This window comes from Nocardia sp. NPDC050630 (assembly GCF_044457245.1).
In the GTDB taxonomy this organism is placed as follows: domain Bacteria; phylum Actinomycetota; class Actinomycetes; order Mycobacteriales; family Mycobacteriaceae; genus Nocardia.
This window is the reverse complement of sequence record NZ_JBITGN010000017.1, coordinates 131,197-156,753: the sequence shown is the minus strand read 5'-3', so window position 1 is coordinate 156,753 and position 25,557 is coordinate 131,197. Positions and strand designations below refer to the sequence as shown.

The following is a 25,557-nucleotide window of genomic DNA, read 5'->3' as shown; positions in this document are numbered from 1 at the left end:
CTCGCGCAGATGCCGAGTGGATTGCCCGCCGCTGATGACAACGGATGATCCACTCCGGACCCGCCGCGACGCGACCACACCCGTCACGGCTGATTCCAGCGCGTCCGGGTTCGCGGACACCGCACCGGTCCGGGTATGGGCCCAGCCGGGCGGCCGCACTGGTGAGCTGCCGCTGGAGCTGACCAGTTTCATCAACCGCCGCGCCGAGACGGCTGAGGTGAAGAATCTGTTGGCCACCTGCCGACTCGTGACCTTGGCCGGGACCGGTGGCGTCGGCAAGACCCGGCTGGCGCTGCGCGCGGCGGCGAACGCTCGACGCGATTTCGTCGATGGCGTCTGGATTGTCGAGCTGGCCGATGTGCACGACCCCTCGATGCTGGTCGAGATCGTGGCGGCCGCCCTCGGCCTGGTCGACCAGTCCGATCAGCCATTGCTCGACGTGCTGATCCAATTCCTGAGTTCGCGGGACATGCTGCTGGTGCTCGACAACTGCGAGCAAGTGGTCGCGGCCTCGGCGGAGCTCGTCGAGACGTTGTTGCTGGCCTGTCCGAATCTGCGGATTCTCGTCACCAGCCGCGAGCCGCTGGATATCGCCGGGGAAGCCACGGTGCGCGTGCCGCCGCTGGCCGTCCCGGATCCCGACCATGAGCCGACGGTCCGTGGACTGCCCAAATACGACGCGGTGACCCTGTTCGCCGATCGCGCCGCGGCCGTGGTTCCGGGATTCGAAGTCTCCGAGGGCAACAAGATCACCGTGGCCCGAATCTGTTCCCGGCTCGAGGGATTGCCACTGGCGATCGAACTCGCGGCGGCACGGATGCGCGCGATGTCGCCGGAACAGATCCTGCAGCGGCTCACCGACCGGTACGCACTGCTCACCCGCGGTAGCCGCACCGCCCCGACCCGACAGCAGACGCTGCGATGGTGCATCGACTGGAGCTACCAGCTGTGCACACCGTCCGAACAGCGGATGTGGGCCCGGCTATCGGTCTTCGCGGGCGGCTTCGAACTCGACGCCGCCGAGCAGGTGTGCGGTGCCGACCTCGCCCCCGCAACGCTGCTCGATGTGCTGTCCTCACTGGTGGACAAGTCGATTGTGATCAGGGATGAGCTGGACGGCGTCGTGCGCTTCCGGATGCTCGAGACAATGCGCGACTACGGTCGGGAGAAGCTGCAGGAGACCGGCGAATACCGGGATCTGCGCCGAGGCCACCGCGACTGGTACGAGCGATTGGCCGTGGACACCGAGGCCGGGTGGATCAGCGACCGGCAACTCGACTTGCTCGCTCGGATCGAACGTGAACAACCGAATCTGCGGGAAGCGCTCGAATTCTGTGTGTCCGACAGGGATGTGGAGTCGGCCGAGGCCGGATTACGCACCGCCGCCGCCCTATACCTGTTCTGGAGCTTTCGGGGCCAGTACGGCGAAGGCCGACGCTGGCTCGAACGCGCCCTGTCCCACCCCGAAGCACACTCGATACCCGATCGCGTCAAAGCGCTACAGACGAGCACGATCATGGCGGCGGTACAGGGGAATCTGGAGCGCGCGGCCGACTTCGTGGAGCAGGCATGCACACTGACCGAACAGGATTGCGCTCCCGCCACCAAGGCGCTGGCCGCGTTCGCCGAGGCAGCCCTTGCGCTGTATCGGCAAGAACACGATCGGGCGATATCCCTGGTCGAGCCCGCCCTCGCGGTATTCGAATCGAATACGAGAGGGCATCTGTATATCTCCGCGTTGACCATGCTCGGTTGGGCACACGGGCTCCGGGGGGATACACATCGATCGATCGAGTATCGCGAGCGGATACTTTCCATCACCGAAGCGTGCGGCGAATCGCTGTTCCGGTCGAGCACGCTGTGGGGGATCGGCATGTCCGCATGGCAGCGGGGCGAGCGTTCGCACGCGGAACAAGTGCTGCTGGAATCGCTGCGAGTCAGCCGACACATACCCAGCCCCATCGTCGTAGCGCCCGATATCGAGGCACTGGCCTGGACCGCCGACAACGGTGAACGCGCGGCCGTTCTGATGGGTGCCGCGGAAGCGCTGTTGCGCTCCGCCACAGGTGTCACGACCTTCTTCAACGAGCTATCCCACTATCACGACGAATGCGAGCGCAAGGTACGCCGCGCACTCGGTGACCGACGATTCGATGCCGCCTACCGGCGCGGCCAGACCATGGGGTTGAGCACCGCGGTGTCCTACGCCCTGGGGGAACCGCCACCCGCCACCACACCACACGATTCCGGCATGACATTGACCAAACGCGAACTCGAGGTCGCGCACCTGGTCGCCCAAGGACTCACCAATAAGCAGATCGCCGCGAAACTCGTGCTCTCCCAACGCACCGCACAGCACCACGTCGAACACATCCTGAGCAAACTCGGCTTCACCTCCCGCACCCAGATCGCCACCTGGATCGTGGACGAGGCCAAGCGCTAGACACTGCCCGGGCGTGTCGCCACGCTGTCGAATAGCTGGCAATCCACCGGACCGCCATAGTGTGGCGCTATGACTTCCGGGAGCGGTTCGGTCTTGGCCACCAGAACCCTCGCCGTGGGTGGCAAGCGGGTCCTCGTCACGATCGGGAGGCCCTGCCCAGACCAGTCGGCGCAGGATTCGGCATACATCTGTCGCATCGATATCGACGGGATGGCCATCGCCCCGATCCGACTAGAAAGCAGCGCGGACACCCCCGCGCGAACAGTAGCCATCGGTCTGCGCAAGACCGCCGAACACTTGCGAGTCGGCCTGGCCGAACTACTATCCGACGCCCACATCGGCATCGCCCCCTACCGGCACCCTGGTACCGCTCGGGTCGGCGAGCCCTCGTGAGGTGACGGGTCCGACCCCAATGTGAATGAGCAATTTCAACCGAAGAGGCCCCGGCGTGGAAACCACGTCAGGGGCCTTAGTTGATAGAACTCCTCCGGCCGGACGCAAGTGCACACCTCGACTCGGATTGCTGTCTTCCTTGATCCGCGTCGTGTCCGCCGCTATGCGGGCAAGTGGCCGTAGCCGACGATATTGATGAAGTAGTTGCCCGGGATCAGTTGGTTCATCGCGTGCCACTGTCCTGCCGGATCGCGCTGGTAGTAGCTCACCGACGGCCAACCGACGTCGTAGCAGACGATGTCGGCGGTGCCGAACGGGCTCCAATAGGTGCTCGTACCCGGCCGGGCGGGTTCGAAGGGGGCTGTGAACAGGTGACCGCACGGGGTGATGCTCGGTTCGTAGATCGAGGGCGCGGCCGTGGCGGTCGGCGCGAGGCCGGCCACACCGATACCACCCAATCCCACACACACCGCGGCGATCAACGAACGAGGGACAACTCGTCCCATACCGGTTCTCCTCATCTGTGGAAGGCAGATCTCGTAGCTGAATGCGGCCGACATCGAACTCCTGCGCTCTGACCGGGCGAATAGCCGGCCTACAGACGACCTCTAGCGCACCCGCCGGTTGGACAGGGCCCTGCGCTGACGATCAGACGACAACGTGATTCTGATCGGATAGGTAGAGGACAGACATCGGTATTGTCGGCGCGCCGAGTTCGATTCGTGTGATCCGCCGACACCTCCGGCTTCCTTATCCGGCCAGCCCGTCGAATGACCAGGTGGTGATCAGCAGGCCGTGGGTTATCACGGCCACGGGAAACTCCCGGTCAGGTTCGGTTGCCTCGCCAGGGGGTGCGCGGGTGGGCTCCCAGCAGGCGGCCCGGTGCGGTATCGCAGTCAGGTGCAGCAGTTCGGATCGAGAACAACGCATAGTGCAGCGAGGGCATCGCGGCGGGCGCGATGGAAGGTATTCATACCCCGGCGCTCGGATTCGACCAGTCCGGCGGTGCGCAGTTGGGCGAGGTGGTGGCTGACGGTCGATTCCGACAACCCGACCGCCGTCGCGAGATCGCCGCCGTTTTCCTCACCGAGAGGGCTGGTGAGCAGCAGCGACATCAACCGGACGCGGGCCGGATCGGCGATCGCCTTGAGTCGCAAGGCGACCTCGAGGGCGGCCTTCTCGTCCACCGGGGCAGCGGCGACGGGGGCGCAGCAGACCGGGGCGGACATGTCGATCACGGGCAGCGCTTTGGGCATACTGCGAATCTACCGACTCTATTGACATATGTCGAAAAGGTCGGCAGACTCGACCGCGTCAGCTCTTCGACATATATCAAATTCCTGGAGGTACGCCGTGTCCCGCGTTCAACTCGCCCTCAATGTCGACAACATCGATCGGGCGGTGCAGTTCTACTCGTCCCTGTTCGCCACCGAACCGGCCAAGCGCAAGCCGGGATACGCGAATTTCGCGATCGCCGAGCCGCCGCTGAAGCTGGTGTTGATCGAGAACCCCGGCCAGGGTGGCAGCGTCAATCACCTTGGTGTCGAGGTGGAGTCCTCCGATCAGGTACATGCCGAGATCGCCCGGCTATCGGACGCGGGAATGTTCACCGAGGAGCAGATCGCGACCACGTGTTGTTTCGCCACCCAGGACAAGGTGTGGGTCACCGCTCCGGATACCGAGCGGTGGGAGGTTTACACCGTGCTCGCCGATAGCGAAACCTTCGGTGTCGCACCGCAATCGAGTGACGCCGATGCGGTGCGCGCGTGCTGTGGGACGCCGGAGGAAGCCGCCGCCGATGGCGCGTGCTGTGGCAGCGCGGCCAAGCAGCAAGCGCAAACGTCCGGGGCCGGCTGCTGCTGACCGACCAGCGCAGTGAGCGAGTTCACCGGATGTTCGCTTGCCCTCGGATTCGATACTCATCAATATCGATGGGTGTCTATATCGGAATTACCGCTGGTAGGCGTGGCCGCGTCGTCGTGTGCGGTCACGCCCATGGTCCGTCAGCCATTGAGCGCCGACGAGGCGGCCGCGTTGGCGGGGGTATTCAAGGCGCTGGCAGACCCGGTGCGATTGCGTCTGCTGTCGGTGGTGGCCAGCCACGGCGGGCAGGAAGTGTGCGTGTGTGAGTTGTCGGACGGGTTCGACATCAGTCAGCCCACCGTCTCGCACCATCTGAAAGTGTTGCGGGAGGCCGGTTTGCTGTCATCGGAACGGCGCGGGTCATGGGTGTACTACCGCGTCGAGCCCACTGCGTTGCAGCAACTTTCCCATCTGCTCGACGGCGGCGTATCAGCGGTGGCGCGGTGAGCGGTCAGCTGGGACGGCGGTTGGTGGCCGAATTCGTCGGTACGGCACTGCTGGTCTGTGTGGTGGTCGGGTCCGGCATCGCGGCCCAGCAACTATCGCCCGGCAACACCGGGTTGCAGTTGCTCGAGAACTCGACCGCTACGGTGCTCGGGCTCGGTGCGCTGATTCTGGTGTTCGGCCCGATCTCGGGCGCGCACTTCAATCCTATTGTCTCGGTGGCAGATTGGCTCCTCGGCCGACGCAACGGCACCGGAATCGGATACCGCGAACTCGCTGGATATCCGCTGGCGCAGACAGCAGGGGCCGTCGCGGGATCGATGCTGGCCAACGGCATGTTCGATCTGGCCGTCGTCCAGATATCCACCCATGACCGGATCACTGGCGGGCACCTGGTCGGGGAGGTCGTGGCCACGGCCGGGCTGATCGCGGTGATCGTCGCTCTTGCCCGCACCGGCCGCGCCGCGTTGTCCGCGGCGACGGTGGGTGCGTTCATCGGGGCGGCGTACTGGTTCACCAGCTCCACCAGCTTCGCCAACCCTGCCGTCACCGTGGGCCGTATCTTCTCCGACACCTTCGCGGGAATCGCCCCGGGCTCTGCGCCCGGCTACATCGCCGCTCAGATACTGGGCGGCGCACTGGGACTCGCCTTGATCGTCTGGCTCTACCCCGATGTCTCGGAGGTCGCCGCCGATATCACCACACCGCAAGACGCTGCCATGCCGAACGCCGACCAGCTTGCAGTACAACCGAGTTCATCGTGATCGAAACTCCGACCGTCGCCTACGCACCGACTTCATACCGTCCGCTGAAAGGATCACCGACGCGATGACCTCGAAACCCAGCGTCTTGTTCGTCTGCGTGCACAACGCCGGACGCTCCCAAATGGCGGCCGGATTCCTCGAACATATCGCAGGCGACGCCATCGAGGTCCGCTCCGCCGGGAGCACACCGGCCGACGCGGTCAACCCGGTCGCCGTCGCCGCCATGGCCGAAGTCGGTATCGACATCGCCGACCGAACACCGAAAATCCTCACCCCCAGCACCGTTGAAACCTCCGATGTGGTGATCACTATGGGCTGCGGCGACGCGTGCCCCTACTTCCCCGGCGTCACCTACCGCGACTGGAAACTCGACGATCCCGCAGGCAAAGACATCGACACCGTTCGCCGCATCCGCGACCAGATCGAACACCACGTCCGCAATCTGATCACCGAACTCGGCGTCACGCTCACCACATGACCACCGGAATACGCATCACCACGATGCGCCCCGAGCACGCCAACCAAGTCCTGACCATCTACCAACTCGGCATCGACGAGGGCAACGCCACCTTCGAAACCACCGCCTCCACCTGGGAATACTTCGACACCAATAGACTCGGCGACCACCGCTTCGTCGCCATCGACGAACACGACCACGTCCTCGGCTGGGTCGCCGCAGTACCCGTCTCCGACCGCTGCGCCTATGCCGGAGTCATCGAGCACTCCGTCTACGTGCACCCCGACGCGCGCGGCCGTCGGATCGGCCTCGCACTACTCACCGCGCTACTCGAATCCACCGACGCGGCCGGGATATGGACCGTCCAATCCGGCATCTTCCCCGAGAACACCGCCAGCCTCGCCCTGCACACCAAAGCCGGATTCCGCATCATCGGCACCCGCGAACGCATCGGCCGCCACCACGGCCGTTGGCGCGATGTCATCCTCATCGAACGCCGAAGCCCCACAGTGCAATAGCGCCGAACCGGGCGGAGTCGACCGAGATCAAGAACGCGTGTGATCGATGATCTCGAGCGCACGGGTTTCGTTGTGCCATCACCGTTGAAACGTCGAGGATTCAGTCGCAGCACTCGCAATCGTGAGCAGCGTCCCGTCCATTTACGCCCAGCGCGACTGGCGCAGGGCAGCAGGTGTCACCGCGCCGGACGTTGATACCTTCCTTGACCGCGATACCCGCGATGACAAGGGCGGCGATGGGGTCCGCCCACTGCCAGCCGAATAGGCTGTTGAGCAGCAGTCCGACCAGCAGCACCGCCGATAGGTAGGTGCACAGCAGGGTCTGTTTGGAATCGGCCACCGCCGAGGCCGATCCGAACTCGCGGCCCGCGCGTCGCTGCGCCCACGACAGCACCGGCATGACCGCCGAACTCACTGCGGCCAAGGCGATCCCGACCGGGGAGTGTTCGGCCTCCCCGATTCCGAGCAGCCCGCGGATCGCATCCACGGCGACATACGCGGCCAGCGCGAAGAACGAGAACGCGATGATCCGCAGCGCGACCTTCTCCCGTTTTTCCGGGTCATGTCCGGCGAACTGCCAGGCAACCGCCGCCGCCGAGGACACCTCGATTACGGAGTCCAAACCGAAGCCGATCAGCGCGGTGGACGACACCCGGTTGCCCTCGGCGAGGGCGATGATCGCTTCGAGCACGTTGTAGGTGATCGTCGCCGCGACGAGCCAGCGGATACGACGGGCCAGCACCACCCGGCGCTGCGGCGACGGCCCAACCATCGTCACCGAAGGCAACGATGGCCTTCCCAACGACTGCGACATCAGCAGCACTCCTCGGTTGCGGCAGCCGGGCAGCAGGCGGGATCGACGGCCAGCACAAGCCCGAGAAGATCGTCGAGCGCGTGTCCGATGCGAGGGTCGGCGAGTTCATAGCGGCTGCGACGTCCCTCGGGGACCGCGACGACAAGGCCGCATCCGCGCAGGCAGGCCAGATGATTGGACAAGATCTGCCGGGTCACCCCGATCCGGTCGGCAAGCTCTGAGGGGTAGGCCCAAGCGGTGCGCAGGTTCAGCAGGATCTGGGTGCGGGTCGGATCAGACAGTGCGTGCCCGAACCGGGCCAGTGCATCGCTGTGCAGCGCGGCTTCCATTCCTAGATAGTACATAATTTTCTGTATTCATTGAAATATGTACTGAGTTGATGCCGAGTTCGTGGAGCAGATGATGACGCGCCGCCAGATCGCGGACGGCGTCGGTCCCGTGTCCGGCGTTCCAGTCCAGGTATTTCAGGGAAGAAGTAGCAGGCGTCTCTGAAGCCCTTGGTAATAAGGACGTCGGCGGCACTGGTGCGGACATTCGGGTCCGATGTCTGCGGAGATCACGGCCATCGCCGCGACGGCGACGGCGACGGAATTTATGTGTGTTGCCGGTAAGTCAGGCGTGGCGCGGCGCGTACATAATGATGGCGACGCCGAGCAGGCAGATGACGGCGCCGGTGAGGTCCCAGCGGTCGGGGCGGAACCCATCCAATGCCATGCCCCAGGCCAGCGACCCCGCGACGAAGACGCCACCGTAGGCGGCGAGAATACGCCCGAAGTGGGCGTCGGGTTGTGCGGTGGCGACGAATCCGTAGATCCCGAGGGCGATGACACCGGCGCCGATCCACGCCCAGCCGCGATGTTCGCGCACCCCTTGCCAGACCAACCAAGCTCCGCCGATCTCGGCGACGGCGGTCAGCACGAACAACAGCATCGAACGCAACACGGTCATGGCCATCGAGCCTACGAACCAGGATTCACAATGCGGTAGTCGTCGATGTGGTGCAGCCGCATCCCGAATCCGCGCACACACCTGAGGTGCTGGCGCACCGGGTGCGGGTGCGCGACCAGAAGAACCCGATCGCACCAGCGGCGATGAGGGCGATGCCAAGGGGTTCCAGCCACGACAAGCTCACCAGGGTGACCCCGCCGCCCAGGATTCCAGCGGCGATGAGGATCGGGGCCATACAGCATCCCAGGCAGAACACCGCACCGAGCCCGATCGGCGCCCACCAGCGCCGGCGGCTGGTGTGTTCAGCAGCCACAGTCGCCTCCCGCGCCTACGGTGTGGTTGTCGCTGGTGGTGAACGGTACTGGGCAGCAGGGGTTTTCGCTGCAAGCGATCAGGTCGTCGCATCCGGCCGCGAGTGCCGCGCGCAGGGTATCGCGTACCGCGGTCAGTTCGGCGAGCTTGCCGTCGATCTCGGCCAGCTTCGCCCCGGTGCGCGTCTGTAACCCGGCGTCGGTGCGGCGGCGGCCGAACTGGGTGGCGGCCAGCAGCTCGGCGACCTCGTCGAGGGTGAATCCCAGCCGCTGGGCGGCTTTGATCACCCGCAGCACCGTGACCGATTGCTGCGGATACAGAGGTGCCCGCCCAGGGAACGTTGCGGTTCGGCCAGCAACCCGCGTCGCTCGTAGTAGCGCAGCGTCTGGGTGTTCACTCCTGCGGCGACGGCCAGCTCGCCGGTGCGCAACACAGTCATTCCCGACCTCCGCCGAGGGATTCGTCCACCCGCGCGGCGAGTGCGTCGAGTACCGCGACCTGGGTGTCGGGAACCTCGATACGCATGACCGGTCCGGTGTCGGTGGCATCGAAGGTGAACGCGAAGAACGAGCAGCAGCCCGACTCGCGGGCGGCGAGGTCGCGGCCGACAACTTCCGCGCCGCGATTCAGCAGCAGCTCCAGCCGTGTGCTTGCGGGCCGATCCATACGCCGCACGGATTCGGCGAAGAACAGATCGAACTCCGCGACCCGCATGGGTTGTTCGGCGGTAGGCAAGGTGCACGAGTCCGGTACCCAGTCCCCGGAAGGTGTGATCGTCATACCGTCACGGTAAGCCTGTACCCAGGTACCGGATGCAAGCCTCGCGTGGGTGGTCCCCCACATCAGTACGCGCCACCACACGGGCACATGCCGGATTGACAGCGCAGTCGGCTCGGTGATCCAGCGAGCAGCCAGGAGTCCGGATGCGACGGTGACGAAGACGGTGGCTTCGAGGCCGAGCCAGTCGGCGAGTATGCCGGGACGCTAATTCACAGCAGCATCTACCAGGGAAAATGGAGCCGCCTGGGGGAATCGAACCCCCGACCTTTTCATTACGAGTGAAGCGCTCTACCGACTGAGCTAAGGCGGCGTGCCTTTCGGCCACGCGAGTCTATCGTCTCGGCGGTCGGATCGCGAAAACGGGAGGTCATCGCAGCGCGATCGGCGGACCCTATGGGGTCAGAACGGTCCAGATCGGCTGCATGACCCGCCGGGAACGTCTGGGCGGATCGAGCCGTCGACTCTTCTATGCGCGAAGCGCGCGACCGGGTGCTAAACGGATTGGGCGGAGATGAGGGTTGCGACCATGGCGGCGAGGGCGAAGCGGGGTTTGACGTTGAGGTCCAGGGCCTCGCGGCAGGCCAGGACGGCTTCGACGGAGCGCAGCAGGCCCTCGGGACGGACACGGTCGGCTAGGTCGTGGATCTGATCTGACATATCGGGGTGGGTGAGGGTGACGCCGGAACCGTTGCGGGCGGCGCCGAAGCGAACGGCGAGGGCGTCGCGGTAGACGCCCGCGACGTCGATTAGCGCCCGGTCGAGGGCATCGCGGCCGGTGCGGGTCGCACGGGACTTCTGCCTGCGCTCCAGGTCTTTGAGGACACCGGCCGAACCTCGGGTCGCGCCCGCAGCGCCTTTGCCGGTGCCGCCCGCACCGAGTGCGGTCGCCAACTCGTCGCGCTCGCGCTCGTCACGCGCCGCACTCATCTGCTTGGCCTCGTCGTCGGCGGACTTCACCAATTCATCCGCGGCCGCATAGGCGGCACCGGGCCGGGAAACCGCACCAACCAACGCCAGCGCCCGCTGCCGACGAGCACGCGCGTCCTCATCGGTGGCCAACCGTCGGGCTCGTCCGACGTGACCGCCGCTGACCGACGCCGCCCAGGTGGCGGTCTTCTCGTCGAGCTTGTCGCGCTCGCGCAGCACCTGCGCGATGGCGGGCACCGAGGGCGTCACCAGATGCACATGCCGACAGCGCGACCGCAGCGTCACGGAGATGTCCTCGGGATCCACCGAAGGCGCGCACAGCAGGAATACCGTCCGATCCGGCGGCTCTTCGACCACCTTCAACAGCACATTGCCCGCCGCTTCGGTCAATCGGTCGGCGTCCTCGATCAGCACCACCTGCCATCGACCGGTGCTCGGCCGCCGCGAGGCGATCTGCACGATCGCACGCATCTCCTTTGTGCTGATGCTCAGCCCCTCCGGAATCACCCGCCGCACATCACCGTGCGTTCCGGCCATCGTGGTCGTGCACGCATGGCACCGACCGCACCCGGGGGCACCCTCGTCTGTGCATTGCAGCGCGGCCGCAAAACACAGCGCCGCAACGGATCTCCCCGATCCGGGTGGCCCGGTGAACAGCCACGAATGCGTCATCGCACCATTGCCGGTCCCCCCGCGCGCGGCGACCGCGGCAGCCGTCAACTCGGACTCGACCGCATCCTGGCCGACCAACCGATCGAAGACACCTGCCACGCCGTACACCCTAACCGCCCCCACCGACACCCTTGTCCTCGCGCCGTCCGAGCGTCAGGCCGTATCGAACCGGCGTTCCGCGGCGGCATGCCACCACCCGGGCGGCGCCGGCCGAGCATCCGCGCGGTCGGCTGATCGGGATGCAATCCGAGCCGGTACAGCGCCTCAGCCGACATCCGAATATCGACCCAACCGTGCCGATGACCATCGGCCCGACACCGCAGCGGATCTCGTCGGCGGCAAAACGGCATCCAGTCGATGCCGCGGTCAAGCGGGCACGGCCGCCAACGGACTCGGACTACCCGTGAGGTTCTCGTAGCCAGCGATGTGAATCCACTCGAGGTCGCTGGCATTCATGGCACCCACGATGCCGTCGATCACGCTCGCTGATAAGTGGTGTTGGCACCGTCGAGCGCCTCCCGAATGATGTCGGCGTGCCCACTGTGGTGGGAGATCTCACGCAGCACGTGCAGCAGCGTGAAGCGCACTGTCCACCACACGCGATCGGGCGTCCATGGTGTCGTCGGGGTCGGGATGGACGTACTCAGGTCCGGCTCGGTGCGAATCAGCTTCGCGGAGGCCTGCGCGACCTCGTCCCAGGTGGCCAGCAGTCCCGCAACCGTATCGTCGGGCGCCATCAGATACTCGCCCTCGAATTCGGCCAGTTCCTGCTTTGCCGTCTCATCCCGCTCGACGATGACCTTTGTCCAGTGCCGCTCGCAGTTGACGACATGGTGCAGCAGTCCACCGAGAGTCAACTCGCTGACGGTGGTGCGCTGGCGCGCCTGCTCCTCGTCGATACCTCGTACGGTGATTCGGAAAAGCTCGCGCTGACTATCCAGCGCGAGGATGAGATCTTCGCGCTCCTGATCGATCGCCATGGCGGTCCCCTTTCCGGTCGAACTCCGATAACGGGGCGAGGCTACGGCAAGGCACCGACGAACCGTCAGGCCTTCTTCGCGGCCGTCTTCTTGGCGGTTTTCTTTGCGGCGGTCTTCTTCGCCGCCGTCGCCTTCTTGGCCGGAGTCTTCTTCGCCGCCGCCTTCTTGGCCGTCTTCTTCACCGGACCACGCGCGCGCCGATCGGCGAGCAGTTCCGAGGCCCGCTCGTCGGTGATCGAATCGACTTCATCGCCCTTGCGCAGGCTGGCATTGGTCTCACCATCGGTGACGTACGGACCGAAGCGCCCGTCCTTGATCACCATCGGCTTACCGGTGGCCGCGTCGTTTCCGAGTTCGCGCAGCGCCGCGGCACTGGCGGCTTGGCGTCCGCGCCGCTTGGGCTCGGCGTAGATCTCGAGCGCCTCGTCCAGCGTCACAGTGAAGATCTGATCTTCATTGGCCAGCGAACGAGAATCGGTGCCCTTCTTCAGATATGGGCCGTAGCGCCCGTTCTGCGCGGTGATTTCCTCACCGGAGGCCGGGTCGGCGCCGACAACGCGCGGCAGCGACAACAACTTCAGCGCATCGTCGAGCGTAATCGTCGCCAGATCCATATCTTTGAACAGCGATCCGGTCCGCGGCTTAGGCGCCGCGGCCTTTTTCGCGGTCTTCTTCGCGGGCGCGGTCCCGTCCTCAGGAGCGGGCTCCGGCAGGATCTCGGTGACGTACGGACCGAAACGTCCTTCCTTGGCGACGATTTCGTGTCCGGTCGCCGGATCCTTCCCCAGCAGCCGCCCCTCCTGCGGGGTCGAGAACAGCTTCTCGGCGACCTCCGCGGTCAGCTCGTCCGGCGGCAGATCATCGGGCAGATTCGCCCGCTGCGAAATCGAATCCCCTTCGGGGTCATCAGGATTGGCGACCATCCGCTCCAGATACGGCCCGAACCGACCGACCCGAACCACAACGTCGCGACCCTCGTCGTCGACGAACAGCTTGATCGAATTGACCTCGCGCGCATCAATATCGTCGAGCCGCTCACCGACCATCCGCTTCAGACCGCCGGAGCGCGCGACCGACCCTTCGACACCGTGATCGCCACCGAAATAGAAGCTGGACAACCAATTTCCGCGCTGCTCACGTCCGCCCGCGATGGCATCGAGGTCGTCCTCCATGGCGGCGGTGAAGTCGAAGTCGACCAGCCGACCGAAGTAGGCCTCCAGCAGACCGACGACCGCGAAGGCGACCCACGACGGCACCAGCGCACTACCGCGCTTGTACACATATCCGCGGTCGAGAATCGTCTTGATGATCGACGAATACGTCGAGGGCCGACCGATACCGAGGTCTTCGAGCGTCTTGATCAACGACGCCTCGGTATACCGCGCGGGCGGATTCGTGCTGTGCCCATCGGGATTCAGCTCCACCGCTGTGACGCGCTCACCCTCGTCGAGTGCGGGCAGCCGGGATTCGGCGTCATCGGACTGACCGCCTGCCTCTTCGTCGACACTCTCGACGTAGGCCTTGAGGAAGCCAGGGAAGGTGATGGTCCGGCCGGAGGCGGAGAACACGCATTCCTCGCCGGTACCCGCGACACCGGTGATCCGCAGTGTCAGCGTGGTGCCCCTGGCATCGGCCATCTGCGACGCGACCGTGCGCTGCCAGATCAGCTCGTAGAGCCGGAACTCGTCGTTATCCAAGCGCGCGTGCAACTGGCCCGGGGTCGCGAAGGTATCGCCGGCCGGACGAATCGCCTCGTGCGCCTCCTGCGCGTTCTTCACTTTGCGGGTGTACTGCCGCGGCGTCGGATGCACATACTCCGCGCCGTACAACTGGGTCGCCTGTGATCTGGCCGCGGCGATCGCCGACTCCGACAGTGTGGTCGAGTCGGTACGCATATAGGTGATGTAGCCGTTCTCGTACAACCGTTGCGCCACCCGCATGGTGCGCTCGGCATTGAACCGCAGTTTGCGGCCTGCCTCCTGCTGCAGCGTCGAGGTCATGAACGGCGCGTACGGCTTGCGCGAATACGGTTTGGCCTCCGCGGAGGAAACCACCAGATCGGCGCCCTCGAGCGCCTCGGCGAGGCGGCGGGCATAGGGCTCGTCGAGGACGACTACGCCATTGCCCTTGAGCTGCCCATCCGGCCCGAAGTCCCGGCCGGTGGCAACCCTGGTCCCGTCGACGCTGACCAGTCGCGCCCCGAAGGTGCGCGGATTGGTGGCGTCGCCATTGCCCCCGCCCGCATCCAGCTTCGCCGCGATATCCCAGTACTCGGCCGAGCGGAATGCCATCCGCTCGCGCTCGCGCTGCACGATCACCCTGGTCGCGACGGACTGCACCCGGCCCGCCGACAACCGCGGCATGACCTTCTTCCACAGCACCGGACTGACCTCGTAGCCGTACAACCGATCCAGGATGCGCCGGGTTTCCTGCGCGTCGACCAGATCGTTGTCCAGATCGCGGGTATCGGCCGCAGCGGCCAGAATGGCGGGCTCGGTGATCTCATGGAACACCATGCGTCGCACCGGCACCTTGGGCTTCAACGTCTCCAAAAGGTGCCAGGCGATGGCTTCGCCCTCACGGTCGGGGTCGGTGGCGAGGTAGAGCTCGTCGGCATCGGCGAGCAGACTCTTGAGCTCGGAGACCTTGGCCTTCTTATCCGGACTCACTACATAGATGGGCTCGAAGTCATTGTCGACGTCGACGCCGAGGCGCGCCCAGGACTGCCCCTTGTACTTGGCGGGCACGTCGGCCGCACCGCGCGGCAGGTCCCGTATATGACCGACCGAGGCCTCGACCATGTAATTGCGGCCCAGATAGGGCGCTATTTTGCGGGCCTTGGTCGGGGACTCGACGATCACGAGACGACGCAGGGGACGGCCCTGGTCGGCTGCACCGCGGTCTCGTGTTGCCACCGGCGAATACACCTTTCCTTATCGACCCGCGCGACGCTTTTTCGCGCTGTACGCGGCTGGGGCAAGCGGCGGCGACGAGGACGACGTTGCCACCAGACACGTTTATACCTTGACGCGACGTGCGGCCGAGCGCTTGCGACTCGAACCACAGAGCGTACCTGCGTCGCTGCTGATCAGTATGCAGTGCCTGCCGCGATACGGCCGCACCGCAGGTCCGCGTCGGTTTTGTTCCTACCCCAGATATAGCTCGTCCCTCACCTCCGTTACCGGGGGTGAGGGACGAGTGGATTGTTGTGACGCTCAGCTGAGCGCGCGAACTCCGGTGGCCTGCGGGCCCTTGGTGCCCTGGCCAACCTCGAACTCGACCTTCTGGTTCTCCTCGAGGGTGCGGAAGCCCGACCCTTGGATCTCGGAGTAGTGGACGAAGACGTCAGCGGAGCCGTCCTCGGGCGCGATGAAGCCGAACCCCTTCTCCGCGTTGAACCACTTCACAGTTCCCTGTGCCATTCTGTTCCTTCTCTTTTCTTACCGGAACGGCGGACAAGTAGGTTCGCCCACCGGGTCCGTTCCGACCGCTGTACTGTTGGTTCCCCCTGCAGGAAAGCACCAAGCACACCGTTCGCAACATCGATCCTGCTGACGGTTTGGACTTTGGATCCGTCCCTCGAACACAGAAGCTTGCGACCAGGAACTAGTGAACCATGTCTTCGAGCAATTCAACAGTCGAGTTACCGACAATTTGCAAAAAAGTTGATCTTGCGAATGCGCAGGTAAGGGACACAATGCCGGAATCCAGACTTGTGGTTCGTTTGCTTAGGGATAACCGAGCCAGCGTCTGGCAAACAGGCTGTGACCCAGGTCGCTATTTGGTATCGAAATGGCAGGTTGCTCTTCCCAAGCGCACACGTTTCACACTTTCTGCGCGTGTTGTGGAGTTCGAGTCGTGAATCCGACCGAGCCGGTAAGCCAGCCACGGGCTAGCAACGGCCGAAGTTACGGGCGATCGTTGCTGAATCGTGTCCTGAATGGGAGTCCCGACGACCCCCGCCTGACCCATGTGGTGGAACTCGCCGCCCGCCCTGCGGCCACCACTACCTGGCCGGATTGGGCTGCCCCCGATGTCGTCACCGCGCTGCGGGCCGCTGGAGTCGAGGCACCGTGGACTCATCAGACGTGCACCGCAGACCTCGCCGCGAGCGGCCGACATGTGGTCGTCAGCACTGGCACAGCATCCGGGAAATCGCTCGGCTACCAACTGCCGGTGCTGACGGCATTGCGCGAAGATCCCCTCGCCACCGCCCTTTATCTAGCGCCGACCAAGGCATTGGGCGCCGACCAACTGCGGGCAATAGCGGAATTGACGCATGAGGGCCCGTTGCGAGATGTCCATCCGGCCACATACGACGGCGACACACCGGCCGAGGTCAGGCAATGGGTGCGCGCGAATGCCCGCTTCATCCTCACCAATCCCGACATGCTGCACGTCGGCATGCTGCGCTCCCATCAGCGCTGGGCCAGAGTGCTGCGCCGACTGCGCTATGTGGTGGTCGACGAATGCCATGCCTACCGGGGCGTATTCGGCTCGCACGTGGCGCTGGTGCTGCGCAGGCTGCGGCGCATCGCGGCCCATTACGGCGCGGACCCTGTTTTCATCCTGTGCTCGGCGACCACGGCCGAGCCCGCGGCCGCAGCATCCCGGCTGATCGGCGCGCCATGCGTCGCGGTCACCGAGGACGGATCGCCGCAGGGCTCGCGCACCATCGCACTGTGGGAGCCGCCGCTGTTGACAACTCTGACCGGCGAAAACGGTGCACCGGTTCGGCGATCGGCGACCTCGGAGACGGCCAGGATCATGGCCGATCTGGTGGCCGAGGGCGCCCGCACGCTCGCATTCGTCAGGTCGCGGCGGGCCGCTGAGCTGACCGCGATCGAGGCACGCAGGCTGCTCGCCGACGTCGATCCGGAACTCAGCGAACGGGTTGCCGCTTATCGGGCGGGGTATCTCGCAGAGGATCGGCGGGAGCTGGAGGCAGCGCTGTCCGCTGGGACGCTCGTGGGGGCAGCCACAACCAATGCGCTGGAGCTCGGGGTCGATATCGCGGGGTTGGATGCGGTCGTGATCTCGGGTTTTCCGGGTACGGTCGCCTCGTTCTGGCAGCAGGCCGGGCGCGCGGGGCGGCGCACCCAGGGATCGTTGGTGCTGCTGGTGGCCCGGGACGATCCGCTGGACACCTTCCTGGTCCACCACCCGGAGGCGCTGCTGGACAAGCCGATCGAGGCGACCATCACCGATCCACGCAATCCCTATGTATTGGGCCCGCAATTGCTGTGCGCGGCGCAGGAACTTCCACTCACCGACGATGAGGTCGACGCCTTCGGCGCGCGCGATGTGCTCAACGATCTCGCAGGCCAGGGGTTGATTCGACGCCGGAACGGCGCGGTGCGCGACGGCAGCGCGCGCTGGTTCGCGACGGCCGAGGCGCAGCCGCACGATGCCGTCGACGTGCGCGGCGGCATCGGCACACCCATTGCCATCGTCGACAGCGAGACCGGCAGATTGCTCGGCACCGCAGATGCCGGGCGCGCGCGGGCGACGCTGCACGAAGGGGCAGTTCACCTGCATCAAGGCGATATCTACCTGGTGGATGAGCTGGATCTCGAGGGCGGAGTGGCGTTCGTGCGTGGCACCGATCCGGGCTGGAGCACGAGCGCCAGACAGATCACCTCCATCGCTGTCGACACGGTGACCGAACAGCGCCGCCACGGGCGGGTGACTACGGCATTAGCGCAGGTCAACGTGACCAGCCAAGTGATCGGCTATCTACGCACGCTGCGGACGGGCGAGGTGTTGGACCTAGTCGAGCTGGATATGCCGGAGCAGACGCTGCCGACCCGCGCGGTGCTGTACACGGTGACGCCCGAACTACTGGCCGCGGCAGGCCTGGATTCGCCACGGGTGCCGGGTGCGCTGCATGCCGCAGAACATGCGGCGATCGGCCTATTGCCGCTGGTCGCGACGTGTGACCGGTGGGATATCGGCGGCGTTTCGACCGCCGAGCATCCCGATACCGGACTGCCGACGGTGTTCGTCTATGACGGGCAGCCCGGTGGCGCGGGCTTCGCCGAACGTGGGTTCGCGCAGCTACGTCGCTGGTTATCGGCGACGCTCGCGGTGATCGAGACGTGTACCTGCGAGATCGGGTGCCCGTCCTGCGTGCAGTCACCCAAGTGCGGCAACGGCAACCATCCGCTGGACAAGGCCGGTGCGGCCCGCCTGCTGGCCGCGGTTCTGGGCGAATTGGGGCGCCGGTAGAGGCGACTGAACAGCCCGTTCAGGTGCCGCAGTCGATTCGTGACAGCACCGACCTCCCAATGTGATCACTCGTCCATCTTTCGGGGTGGTCATCAGGGGTTACCGGCGCGGGTCTGCGTGCTCCGCCCGGCGGCGCCGGGTGCGCAGGACCGCCGAATAAAGAGGATTAGGTTCATGTTAACTGAGGTATTGCCAATGGGCATTAGCGTCCGACGTGCGGATTCATTCGAGCGCCTTCTTGGCACTAAGTAAATATAGGCAATGACGCATTTATTCGAGCATCACAATTACCGAATTCCGGCATCGTGAAGTACCACTGGCGAGTGCATGTACGTACCGGTCACACTCCGTCTTCTATGGGTCCCGCGCGCGCTACCGCTCGAACACTCCGCTTTCCTAACAGACCCATTGGTACATTCGTTTCAACAGTGACAGTGGCATCCCACTGCACGACTTCACACTGCTGAATCCGCACTCCCATCCGTTGCGCGATCTCCTCGGCTTGCGCACATCCGACCTCGGCCCCGCGCGTCAGTTCTCCCGCTGCCGCCAATGCCGCCAAATCCGCCGCAGCCTGCGCCCGATGCCGCGCCGTAACCGCCACCTCGACCTGAGCGATCAGTAACGTCGCACCGATCAGCGCGACCAGCGCCAGACATGCGAAGACCGTCGCAACGCCCTCGTCCCGACCTCGCCCCCGTGCACTGTGCTTCCTTACTGCCGCGCATCGGTGGCGCGGCACGTCGCTGTCCTTCATGTGTGTTGTGCCCGGTGGCACGTCGCGGGCCGGGCGGCCGTTGGGGATCACGGCTCGGCTCCCGGCTCGCGGGTGGAAACGGCCTCGGCATGCAGGACCAGCAAGGGCAACAGGGGTGCACGGGCGGAGACCGCCGCGACTACCCGGTCGCCCTCACTGCGCAGCGAGATGTCGGCGGCCGGCGGAGCTACCCGCCGCGCCGCCGACACCGCATTCGCTTGATCACCGCGGGCGGCCAGCCGGGCCGCTTCGCGTGCGGCGTCGACACAGCGCACCTGCGTCGACGCCGCGAGCAAGGCACCGACGCACAGCACCACCGCAACCACGATGGCAGCGAGCGCGATCGCCGCCTCAACCGTCACCGCACCCCGATCGTCATCGAGATGCGTTGTACCGCAGTAGTTTAATCGACAACTACTGTGCGCTACACCGCGGTGTTCAACGCTTTGTCGATGATCTTCGTCAGCGCGTTCACAATGCTGTCCCCGGTCACGACCCCATAGAGCACGGCCCCGAACGCCGCAGCCGCAATAGTTCCGATCGCGTACTCCGCCGTACTCATCCCGTCGTCCGCGACCAGCACCCCCAGCGCCCGAGCCCGCACCTCCATACCAATGGCCCCAAGCCGCCGCATCATCCGATCCCGCATCGTTCCCATTCGCACCGTCTTCCCCTCTCATTCCCGCCCGCGCGGCCACTCCGCGCCGACACGCTCTTTCCCGCCGCGCACGACCCGTCCCCGTAACCGTCCCGAACGCAGCACTCAGCAGCTCGCCAACGCCGCGCGCGGCAGCGCCGAGCACGCTCTTCCCCTCCTGGGCAATGTCGCGCGTAATTACTCCACGCCCACACGCTCGTCGTCGCCGCGCACGGTCCGACCGCGTGACCCTCCCGAGCGCAGCGCTCAGCAGTTCGAGGCCACGCCGCACAACGCTGCGTGCCGCAGCATGGAGGGCGCCCTTCCCCACCTCGGCACTGTCGCGCGTAGTCACTCCACGCCCACACGCTCGTCCCCGCCGCCCACGACCCGAACCTGTAACCCTGCCCAACGCAGCACTCGAAAGCTCGACAACGCCGCGCGCCGCAGCATCGAGGGCGCCCTTCCCCACCTCGGCACTGTCCCGCGTAGCCACTCCACGCCCACACGCTCGTCGTCGCCGCGCACGGTCCGACCGCGTGACCCTCCCGAACGCAGCACTCAGCAGCTCGAGGCCACGCCCCACAACGCCGCGCGAGGCAGCATCGAGGGCGCCCTTCCGCACCTCGGCAATGTCGCGCGTAGTTACTCCGCGCCGACACGCTCTTGTGGTCCACGCATGGTCCGGCACCACGCCACACAGCTCAACGCTCCCGAGCGCAGCACTCGGCAGCCGAGCAACTGTGCGTTGGACAGCGCCGTGATCGACATCGCTTCGCGCGATCGCCGCTAGCCCAACAAGGTCCGGCACGGTCGCGCCCGGGTCGGTATTGCTCCGCACGCGCGTCCGCGGCCCGCCAATGTGCAGCGCGGCCACCCCGAGCCCAACACCGGTCTGTGCAGCCGTCACCCGACCCGACGATGCCGTGCTGACATGTCCTCGGATCGGCGTTGTATGGCGCGGCGTTTTCACGCTTGACCGTTCTCGGCTGCGGCGTTCTTGCAGCAGTCCACATCCCGCTCGTTCCCGAACCTGTCGCTCGTGATGTGGTACTTCCGCGCCATGCGGTTCTCGTAGCAGTCCATCTCCCCCTCGTTCTCGAACCTGTCGCTCGTGATGCGGTAGTTCCGCGCCATCCGGTTTTCACAGCAGTCCACCTCCTAGGACGCGGCTGGCGAGGCCGATGACTACAGGGACGATGCCGAGGCAGACGAAGGCTGGGAGGAAGCAGAGGCCCAGAGGGCCGCCTATCAGGACTCCGGCGCGTTCGGCGCGGGCTGCGGCTGCGTCTTCGACTCCGCTGCGGCGGTGTTCGGCCAGTTCGCCGATTGCGGCGGCGAGTGAGGCGCCCGAGCGGGCCGAGCGACGGGCCAAGCGTGCCAGCGAGTCGACCTCCTCGGCGCCAGGTTGGCCTGTGCCGTCGCGGGCCACCTGGTCCCAGGCAGCTGCCGCGTCTGCGCCGAGTGCCAGCAGGTCGGCCGCCTTACGCAACCCCGCACCGAGGGCGGGCGGCGCGCTGGGGGCCACCGCTCGAGCTGCTGACGCCATCGGCAGCCCGGCTCGTAGGCAGGCGGCGAGCAGGTCGAATACCGAGGCTACGGCCAGCGGGTCGCTATTGGCGCCCCGCGGAGATGCCAGAGCTACCGGCGGCGCATCCCTCTCTCGTAACGCCCGCAATCGCCGATTCACCGCAACTCGCCCAGGCAGGACTACCAATGCCATCGCGAGCAAAACGACTGGTGCACTGGCAATTCCGTGCATTCCATACTCCTTCATACGTGTGCGCAACCAGCAGATTTGTTTCATACGAAGACCTTTCGCGTGATCGCGTCGGTCCACAGCAAGCCGATGCACGCCAGTGCTGCACCGAGTGGCAGCAGAACAGTTCCGGCACCAGGACTGAGCAGCACGTGCAGCGGGGCAGCGCCCATCAATTGGCCGAGGCCGATACCCAGGAGCGGGAGGCCCGCGAGAACCGCCGCAGTGGCGCGAGCCCCGGCCAGTGCCGCAGTAGTGCGCGTGCGAAAGCGAATGCGCCCCAGCAGGTCCGTGCGGGCCGCGACGAGTAGTTCCGCGAGAGCGAGACCGTGGTGCTCGGCGACCTGCCAGGCGTCGGCAATCCTGGCGAGTTCGGCATCGACGATGGAATCGGGATCGCGCAACCCATCCGCGCCCGACCCACCAAGTCTGCTGCGCGCCGCGCTGACCGCGAAGGCACGTGCGGCCTCGCCACGCGACTCCTGCGCGGCAACCTCCGCCGCCGCACTCGGATGTGCACCGACCCGCAGTTCCCCGATTACGGCCTCGAGCGCGTCCAACAGATAGGCGCACTCCGCGCTGCGCTGCCGTTCCCGGCCCGCCCGCCGCACCCGAATACCGACCGTTCCCCCAACCAACACCGCCGCTACCAGCGGACCGATACCAACTGCCAACGCCCCGACGATGACAACACCGAACGCCACCCGTAACGCACTGCCCCGCCCGACCTTTCGAGTATCTGCTGACGCCGTGAACAGCCTGACGAACCGTCGCCGCGAACCGGGCGTCGGTGCCAGCAAAACCCCCAGTGCCAGACACACCAATCCCGCAATCATCGACCGCACCGTTCGCCAAGTAGCCACCGCGACGACGCCATCCGACCTGCAATTCCGGAGCGCACCGCTGCCATGATCACCGGTCGCCCCACCAACGAACCAAGCACGGCGACAATGCCGCTGAAGCCGAAAACGGCGGACCCATCGGTACCGCGATCAGAGCGAATCCCCGCACCCCGGGCGTCATCACCCTCCAGCGCAAGATCCACCGCCCCCGACGATAGAGACACGAACAAACCTCGCGCCGAATCCAATCGAGCCGCGAGGGCCGCGCGCGCCATTGCCGCGATCACCGGTCGAGCCGTTCGGCGAGCAGGCGGGTGAGGGTGGCGGCGGCGGGGGTGGGGGCCTGGTCAGCGCGCCAGGCTGCGGTTATGGTGACGTGGCCTTGGGAGTCGCGATCTACTATGCCGATTTCGCGGAGGCCGCGGGAGCCGTCGGCTCGGCGATGGACGTGCAGTACTACTTGGACGGCTGCGGCTAGTTGACTGTGGAGGGCGGCGCGGTCCATACCGCCCAGCGCGGCAAGGGCTTCCAGGCGGGCAGGGACCTCGCGGGGTGAGTTGGCGTGGACTGTGCCAGCGCCGCCGTCGTGGCCGGTGTTCAGGGCGGTCAGGAGGTCGACTACCTCGGCGCCACGGACTTCGCCGACGACGATTCGGTCGGGCCGCATTCGCAGGGCCTGCCTGACGAGGTCGCGGACGGTTACCGCGCCGACGCCCTCGACGTTCGCGGTGCGCGCGACCAAGCGCACCACGTGTGGGTGTGGGGGTGCCAGTTCGGCGGCGTCTTCGACGCAGATGATGCGCTCGTCGGCGGCGACCTCGGCCAGTAGGCCGGACAGCAGTGTTGTCTTGCCTGCGCCGGTTCCTCCGACCACGAGGAAGGCGAGTCGGGCCCGGATGATCTGCTCCAGTAGGAGTCTCGCGTCGGCAGGTACCGCGCCCGCCGCAGCGAGCGCATCCAGTCCTTGGGTCGCCGGACGTAGCACACGTAGCGACAGGCAGGTGCCGCCGTGCGCCACCGGCGCCAAGACCGCGTGCAGCCGGACTCCGAACGAATCCCCCAGCGCCGCTTCCCTTCCGGACAACCTGCCATCGACCCACGGCTGCGCATCATCGAGCCGCCGCCCGGCCGACAGCGCCAACCGCTGTGCCAACCGACGCACCGACGCCTCATCAGGGAAGACGACCGAGGTGCGTTCCAGTCCACGCCCCCGGTCGATCCACACCGCATCCGGCGCGGTCACCAGCACATCTGCGACCCGGGCGTCCTGCAGTAGCGGCTCCAATAACCCCGCACCGGTCATCTCGGTCTGTAGCAGCCGCAGCGCCCGTAGCAGATCGGTATCCCCCAGCACCCCACCCGCCTCGGCCCGAATGGCCGCCGCCACCTGCGCCGGATCCGGATCCCCCGACGTACCGGACAACCGCTCCCGCACCCGATCCAACAACTCCGACGTCACCAACGCACTCATCACGAACCTCTCCCCACCGCAGCGGCAAGGCCCCGTCGCAGCATCCAACGCATCGCCCGAGCACTCGAAGCCGCGGGTCGACCAACACCGAGCACCGCATCCGACGGCGCAGATCGCCGGATCCCGAACACTGTCGCAACAGCACACGCGACAGTCCGATACCGCTGCTGCAGCTCGTATTTCACCGGCACCTGCGCCCCGCGACGGCGCACTGGGATATCGCGCCGCGCCGCACGGACTCGAGCCGACTCGGCCGTAGACGCACTCATCCCAGCCCCTGTCCGGCAGGAGCGCTGAGCACCCCGAGTACAGCGTCCGCGGCGTCACGGAGCGGCCCGCGGCCGAGGGTGAGCCCGCCGCGTTCCAGGCGCGCGGCCAACCCTGGTTGGGCTCGGACGGCGGCTAAGAGGGGCAGATCGAGGACCTCGGCGACTTCGGTACCGCGAAGGCCGCCGGGGGCTGGGCCGCGGACTATCAAGCCCTGGTTCGGATTTCGTTGGGTGATGTGGGCCGCGACCGATTCGGCGGCGGCTACGGCGCGTAGGCGAGCCGGGACGACCAGGACGACGAGGTCGGCCGCGTCGAGTATCTGGTCGGCGTGTGGGCCGCGTTCGCCCGAGATGTCGCATATCACCAAATCGCCTGCGGCACGGCCCGCTTCGATGACGGCGCGGACAGCGGCAGAACCGATTTCGGCGGGCAAGCGTCCGGCACCGCCGCGACCACAGGACAGTACCGCCAGTCCCGGCGCGGCGGCCGGTAGTGCGCTGTGCAGTGCGGCGGCGGAGACCCGACCGTCCTCGATCACCAGATCCGGCCAGCGCAATCCCGCCCCGGTTTCGATGCCGAGCAGCAGGTCGAGGCCGCCGCCGAGGGGTGCGCCGTCGACGAGCACGGTATCGCGGCGGAACCGCTCGGCGGCGGATCGCAGTCCGGTCGCCGCGGCCAATGTGGAAGCCCCCGCACCGCCGCTGGCACCCGCGATCGCGACGACAACACCATCGCCCATGCGATATTCGCCGTGCTCAGCAAACTTCTCGATAAGCCCGACCGCGGCACCGGGCAGCGCGATGACGCGCTCGGCACCGACGGCTGCGGCGGCCTGCCAATCGGCCAATCCGGGTTCCCCATCGGTCACCAGCACGATGCCGATCCGCCGGAGATAACCGGCGCGTGCACAGCTCTGCGCCGCCGCTGTGTCGAGGATCACCAGTGGTGCCGCCACCCAGGCGTGGCGACCGATAGCGAGCGCGCGCTCGTCGAGCTCGCGTTCCGCGGCCGCCGCGACCCGGCGTACCTCATCGCGCAGCCGGATGTCCTGGATCAGCACGAGCACGGGCGGCGGTGTGAGTGCCGGAGCGGCTTCGAGATTCATGCAGGTCAGCGTGCTCGAAGACGAAGCCCAGCAGAAGATGCAATATGCCGAATGTGGATAACTCGGGGGTTGTGGATAAATCCGGGGAGCCGAGTCCGCGGGAACCTTGCCCGAAATAGAGGACGGCCCCAGCCGGGGGGGGAGGAGGCTGGGGCCGTCGGGTTCAGCCCCGG

The 25,557-nt window shown here is 66.3% G+C and carries 29 protein-coding genes and 1 tRNA gene; 9 read left to right on the top strand and 21 right to left on the bottom strand.

What is annotated here, in order from left to right; all coding sequences use genetic code 11:
* Window positions 1-34: 34 nt before the first annotated feature.
* Together ACIBG0_RS32385 and ACIBG0_RS32380 are read left to right on the top strand one after the other, a co-directional pair.
* Complete coding sequence (locus tag ACIBG0_RS32385; RefSeq protein ID WP_397037712.1) at window positions 35-2,443, top strand: ATP-binding protein; 2,409 nt, start codon at window positions 35-37, stop codon at window positions 2,441-2,443.
* 69 nt (window positions 2,444-2,512) lie between these two features.
* Window positions 2,513-2,836, top strand: a complete 324-nt coding sequence (locus ACIBG0_RS32380; RefSeq protein WP_397037711.1) for a hypothetical protein — start codon at window positions 2,513-2,515, stop codon at window positions 2,834-2,836.
* Window positions 2,837-2,997: 161 nt separating this feature from the next.
* Here the strand turns inward: ACIBG0_RS32380 and ACIBG0_RS32375 are convergent, their stop codons facing one another.
* Window positions 2,998-3,342 carry a hypothetical protein gene (locus tag ACIBG0_RS32375; protein WP_397037709.1) on the bottom strand — a complete coding sequence of 115 codons (345 nt, stop codon included), beginning with the start codon at window positions 3,340-3,342 and terminating at the stop codon, window positions 2,998-3,000.
* Window positions 3,343-3,732: 390 nt separating this feature from the next.
* Window positions 3,733-4,092, bottom strand: a complete 360-nt coding sequence (locus ACIBG0_RS32370) for an Rv2640c family ArsR-like transcriptional regulator (RefSeq protein WP_397037707.1) — start codon at window positions 4,090-4,092, stop codon at window positions 3,733-3,735.
* Window positions 4,093-4,189: 97 nt separating this feature from the next.
* Here ACIBG0_RS32370 and ACIBG0_RS32365 point away from each other — a divergent pair, with 97 nt between their 5' ends.
* From ACIBG0_RS32365 to ACIBG0_RS32345, 5 genes are all read left to right on the top strand, one after another.
* Window positions 4,190-4,699, top strand: coding sequence for an ArsI/CadI family heavy metal resistance metalloenzyme (locus tag ACIBG0_RS32365; RefSeq protein ID WP_397037705.1), 510 nt, complete (start codon window positions 4,190-4,192; stop codon window positions 4,697-4,699).
* Window positions 4,700-4,831: 132 nt separating this feature from the next.
* The gene (locus ACIBG0_RS32360) at window positions 4,832-5,146 is read left to right on the top strand and encodes an ArsR/SmtB family transcription factor (RefSeq protein ID WP_397037784.1); all 315 of its coding nucleotides are present in this window, start codon (window positions 4,832-4,834) and stop codon (window positions 5,144-5,146) included.
* On the top strand, window positions 5,143-5,907 hold the full coding sequence (locus ACIBG0_RS32355; protein ID WP_397037703.1) for an aquaporin: 765 nt from the start codon (window positions 5,143-5,145) through the stop codon (window positions 5,905-5,907). Before ACIBG0_RS32360 ends, ACIBG0_RS32355 begins: the two co-directional genes overlap by 4 nt.
* A 64-nt stretch (window positions 5,908-5,971) precedes the next feature.
* A complete protein-coding gene (locus ACIBG0_RS32350) occupies window positions 5,972-6,385 on the top strand; it encodes an arsenate reductase ArsC (protein ID WP_397037701.1) in 414 nt (137 codons plus the stop codon).
* Entirely contained in the window at window positions 6,382-6,882 is a 501-nt protein-coding gene (locus ACIBG0_RS32345; RefSeq protein ID WP_397037699.1) for a GNAT family N-acetyltransferase, read from the top strand. Before ACIBG0_RS32350 ends, ACIBG0_RS32345 begins: the two co-directional genes overlap by 4 nt.
* Before the next feature lie 100 nt (window positions 6,883-6,982).
* Here the strand turns inward: ACIBG0_RS32345 and ACIBG0_RS32340 are convergent, their stop codons facing one another.
* The 9 genes from ACIBG0_RS32340 to ACIBG0_RS32300 form a co-directional block, all read right to left on the bottom strand.
* Window positions 6,983-7,696, bottom strand: coding sequence for a cation transporter (locus ACIBG0_RS32340; RefSeq protein WP_397037697.1), 714 nt, complete (start codon window positions 7,694-7,696; stop codon window positions 6,983-6,985).
* Window positions 7,696-8,025, bottom strand: coding sequence for an ArsR/SmtB family transcription factor (locus tag ACIBG0_RS32335; RefSeq protein ID WP_397037695.1), 330 nt, complete (start codon window positions 8,023-8,025; stop codon window positions 7,696-7,698). The genes ACIBG0_RS32340 and ACIBG0_RS32335 overlap by 1 nt, the downstream gene beginning before the upstream one ends.
* A gap of 283 nt (window positions 8,026-8,308) precedes the next feature.
* Window positions 8,309-8,644, bottom strand: coding sequence for a YnfA family protein (locus ACIBG0_RS32330; RefSeq protein ID WP_397037693.1), 336 nt, complete (start codon window positions 8,642-8,644; stop codon window positions 8,309-8,311).
* Window positions 8,645-8,669: 25 nt separating this feature from the next.
* Complete coding sequence (locus ACIBG0_RS32325) at window positions 8,670-8,957, bottom strand: hypothetical protein (RefSeq protein WP_397037692.1); 288 nt, start codon at window positions 8,955-8,957, stop codon at window positions 8,670-8,672.
* The gene (locus ACIBG0_RS32320; RefSeq protein ID WP_397037690.1) at window positions 8,947-9,243 is read right to left on the bottom strand and encodes a MerR family DNA-binding protein; all 297 of its coding nucleotides are present in this window, start codon (window positions 9,241-9,243) and stop codon (window positions 8,947-8,949) included. Before ACIBG0_RS32320 ends, ACIBG0_RS32325 begins: the two co-directional genes overlap by 11 nt.
* Window positions 9,240-9,395: a MerR family DNA-binding transcriptional regulator gene (locus tag ACIBG0_RS32315; protein ID WP_397037688.1), complete on the bottom strand. Its 156-nt coding sequence runs from the start codon at window positions 9,393-9,395 to the stop codon at window positions 9,240-9,242. Before ACIBG0_RS32315 ends, ACIBG0_RS32320 begins: the two co-directional genes overlap by 4 nt.
* The gene (locus tag ACIBG0_RS32310; protein ID WP_397037686.1) at window positions 9,392-9,736 is read right to left on the bottom strand and encodes a hypothetical protein; all 345 of its coding nucleotides are present in this window, start codon (window positions 9,734-9,736) and stop codon (window positions 9,392-9,394) included. Before ACIBG0_RS32310 ends, ACIBG0_RS32315 begins: the two co-directional genes overlap by 4 nt.
* A 234-nt stretch (window positions 9,737-9,970) precedes the next feature.
* A tRNA-Thr gene (locus ACIBG0_RS32305) sits at window positions 9,971-10,046 on the bottom strand.
* Window positions 10,047-10,228: 182 nt separating this feature from the next.
* Window positions 10,229-11,434, bottom strand: a complete 1,206-nt coding sequence (locus ACIBG0_RS32300; protein WP_397037684.1) for a DNA polymerase III subunit delta' — start codon at window positions 11,432-11,434, stop codon at window positions 10,229-10,231.
* A gap of 140 nt (window positions 11,435-11,574) precedes the next feature.
* Between ACIBG0_RS32300 and ACIBG0_RS32295 the strand changes: the two genes are divergently transcribed.
* A complete protein-coding gene (locus ACIBG0_RS32295; RefSeq protein WP_397037682.1) occupies window positions 11,575-11,742 on the top strand; it encodes a hypothetical protein in 168 nt (55 codons plus the stop codon).
* 69 nt (window positions 11,743-11,811) lie between these two features.
* Here ACIBG0_RS32295 and ACIBG0_RS32290 read toward each other — a convergent pair whose 3' ends face one another.
* The 3 genes from ACIBG0_RS32290 to ACIBG0_RS32280 form a co-directional block, all read right to left on the bottom strand.
* Window positions 11,812-12,315, bottom strand: a complete 504-nt coding sequence (locus ACIBG0_RS32290) for a DUF664 domain-containing protein (RefSeq protein WP_397037680.1) — start codon at window positions 12,313-12,315, stop codon at window positions 11,812-11,814.
* Between the two features lie 65 nt (window positions 12,316-12,380).
* Entirely contained in the window at window positions 12,381-15,176 is a 2,796-nt protein-coding gene (gene topA, locus ACIBG0_RS32285; RefSeq protein WP_397037781.1) for a type I DNA topoisomerase, read from the bottom strand.
* A 354-nt stretch (window positions 15,177-15,530) separates the two neighbouring features.
* A complete protein-coding gene (locus ACIBG0_RS32280) occupies window positions 15,531-15,737 on the bottom strand; it encodes a cold-shock protein (protein ID WP_011206895.1) in 207 nt (68 codons plus the stop codon).
* Window positions 15,738-16,236: 499 nt separating this feature from the next.
* Here ACIBG0_RS32280 and ACIBG0_RS32275 point away from each other — a divergent pair, with 499 nt between their 5' ends.
* Window positions 16,237-18,543 carry a DEAD/DEAH box helicase gene (locus ACIBG0_RS32275; RefSeq protein WP_397037679.1) on the top strand — a complete coding sequence of 769 codons (2,307 nt, stop codon included), beginning with the start codon at window positions 16,237-16,239 and terminating at the stop codon, window positions 18,541-18,543.
* 340 nt (window positions 18,544-18,883) lie between these two features.
* Here the strand turns inward: ACIBG0_RS32275 and ACIBG0_RS32270 are convergent, their stop codons facing one another.
* The 7 genes from ACIBG0_RS32270 to ssd all read right to left on the bottom strand — a co-directional run bounded on the left by ACIBG0_RS32270 (window position 18,884) and on the right by ssd (window position 25,384).
* Window positions 18,884-19,351, bottom strand: a complete 468-nt coding sequence (locus ACIBG0_RS32270) for an Rv3654c family TadE-like protein (RefSeq protein WP_397037678.1) — start codon at window positions 19,349-19,351, stop codon at window positions 18,884-18,886.
* The gene (locus ACIBG0_RS32265) at window positions 19,348-19,662 is read right to left on the bottom strand and encodes a TadE family type IV pilus minor pilin (RefSeq protein ID WP_397037676.1); all 315 of its coding nucleotides are present in this window, start codon (window positions 19,660-19,662) and stop codon (window positions 19,348-19,350) included. Before ACIBG0_RS32265 ends, ACIBG0_RS32270 begins: the two co-directional genes overlap by 4 nt.
* Window positions 19,663-19,724: 62 nt before the next feature.
* On the bottom strand, window positions 19,725-19,910 hold the full coding sequence (locus tag ACIBG0_RS32260; RefSeq protein ID WP_397037780.1) for a DUF4244 domain-containing protein: 186 nt from the start codon (window positions 19,908-19,910) through the stop codon (window positions 19,725-19,727).
* 1,171 nt (window positions 19,911-21,081) lie between these two features.
* The gene (locus tag ACIBG0_RS32255; RefSeq protein ID WP_397037674.1) at window positions 21,082-21,699 is read right to left on the bottom strand and encodes a type II secretion system F family protein; all 618 of its coding nucleotides are present in this window, start codon (window positions 21,697-21,699) and stop codon (window positions 21,082-21,084) included.
* 41 nt (window positions 21,700-21,740) lie between these two features.
* Window positions 21,741-22,532: a type II secretion system F family protein gene (locus ACIBG0_RS32250; protein ID WP_397037672.1), complete on the bottom strand. Its 792-nt coding sequence runs from the start codon at window positions 22,530-22,532 to the stop codon at window positions 21,741-21,743.
* A gap of 289 nt (window positions 22,533-22,821) precedes the next feature.
* Window positions 22,822-24,009, bottom strand: a complete 1,188-nt coding sequence (locus ACIBG0_RS32245; protein ID WP_397037671.1) for a TadA family conjugal transfer-associated ATPase — start codon at window positions 24,007-24,009, stop codon at window positions 22,822-22,824.
* Between the two features lie 265 nt (window positions 24,010-24,274).
* Window positions 24,275-25,384, bottom strand: coding sequence for a septum site-determining protein Ssd (gene ssd, locus ACIBG0_RS32240; protein ID WP_397037669.1), 1,110 nt, complete (start codon window positions 25,382-25,384; stop codon window positions 24,275-24,277).
* Window positions 25,385-25,557 lie beyond the last annotated feature (173 nt).

Coding starts and splice junctions, on each gene's coding strand:
- ACIBG0_RS32385 (WP_397037712.1), top strand. CDS start 35: ATGACAACGGATGATCCACTCCGGACCCGCCGCGACGCGACCACACCC.
- ACIBG0_RS32380 (WP_397037711.1), top strand. CDS start 2,513: ATGACTTCCGGGAGCGGTTCGGTCTTGGCCACCAGAACCCTCGCCGTG.
- ACIBG0_RS32375 (WP_397037709.1), bottom strand. CDS start 3,342: ATGGGACGAGTTGTCCCTCGTTCGTTGATCGCCGCGGTGTGTGTGGGA.
- ACIBG0_RS32370 (WP_397037707.1), bottom strand. CDS start 4,092: ATGCCCAAAGCGCTGCCCGTGATCGACATGTCCGCCCCGGTCTGCTGC.
- ACIBG0_RS32360 (WP_397037784.1), top strand. CDS start 4,832: ATGGTCCGTCAGCCATTGAGCGCCGACGAGGCGGCCGCGTTGGCGGGG.
- ACIBG0_RS32350 (WP_397037701.1), top strand. CDS start 5,972: ATGACCTCGAAACCCAGCGTCTTGTTCGTCTGCGTGCACAACGCCGGA.
- ACIBG0_RS32345 (WP_397037699.1), top strand. CDS start 6,382: ATGACCACCGGAATACGCATCACCACGATGCGCCCCGAGCACGCCAAC.
- ACIBG0_RS32340 (WP_397037697.1), bottom strand. CDS start 7,696: ATGTCGCAGTCGTTGGGAAGGCCATCGTTGCCTTCGGTGACGATGGTT.
- ACIBG0_RS32335 (WP_397037695.1), bottom strand. CDS start 8,025: ATGGAAGCCGCGCTGCACAGCGATGCACTGGCCCGGTTCGGGCACGCA.
- ACIBG0_RS32330 (WP_397037693.1), bottom strand. CDS start 8,644: ATGACCGTGTTGCGTTCGATGCTGTTGTTCGTGCTGACCGCCGTCGCC.
- ACIBG0_RS32315 (WP_397037688.1), bottom strand. CDS start 9,395: ATGACTGTGTTGCGCACCGGCGAGCTGGCCGTCGCCGCAGGAGTGAAC.
- ACIBG0_RS32310 (WP_397037686.1), bottom strand. CDS start 9,736: ATGACGATCACACCTTCCGGGGACTGGGTACCGGACTCGTGCACCTTG.
- ACIBG0_RS32295 (WP_397037682.1), top strand. CDS start 11,575: ATGCAATCCGAGCCGGTACAGCGCCTCAGCCGACATCCGAATATCGAC.
- ACIBG0_RS32290 (WP_397037680.1), bottom strand. CDS start 12,315: ATGGCGATCGATCAGGAGCGCGAAGATCTCATCCTCGCGCTGGATAGT.
- ACIBG0_RS32280 (WP_011206895.1), bottom strand. CDS start 15,737: ATGGCACAGGGAACTGTGAAGTGGTTCAACGCGGAGAAGGGGTTCGGC.
- ACIBG0_RS32260 (WP_397037780.1), bottom strand. CDS start 19,910: ATGGAGGTGCGGGCTCGGGCGCTGGGGGTGCTGGTCGCGGACGACGGG.
- ACIBG0_RS32255 (WP_397037674.1), bottom strand. CDS start 21,699: ATGCACGGAATTGCCAGTGCACCAGTCGTTTTGCTCGCGATGGCATTG.
- ACIBG0_RS32250 (WP_397037672.1), bottom strand. CDS start 22,532: ATGATTGCGGGATTGGTGTGTCTGGCACTGGGGGTTTTGCTGGCACCG.
- ACIBG0_RS32245 (WP_397037671.1), bottom strand. CDS start 24,009: ATGAGTGCGTTGGTGACGTCGGAGTTGTTGGATCGGGTGCGGGAGCGG.
- ssd (WP_397037669.1), bottom strand. CDS start 25,384: ATGAATCTCGAAGCCGCTCCGGCACTCACACCGCCGCCCGTGCTCGTG.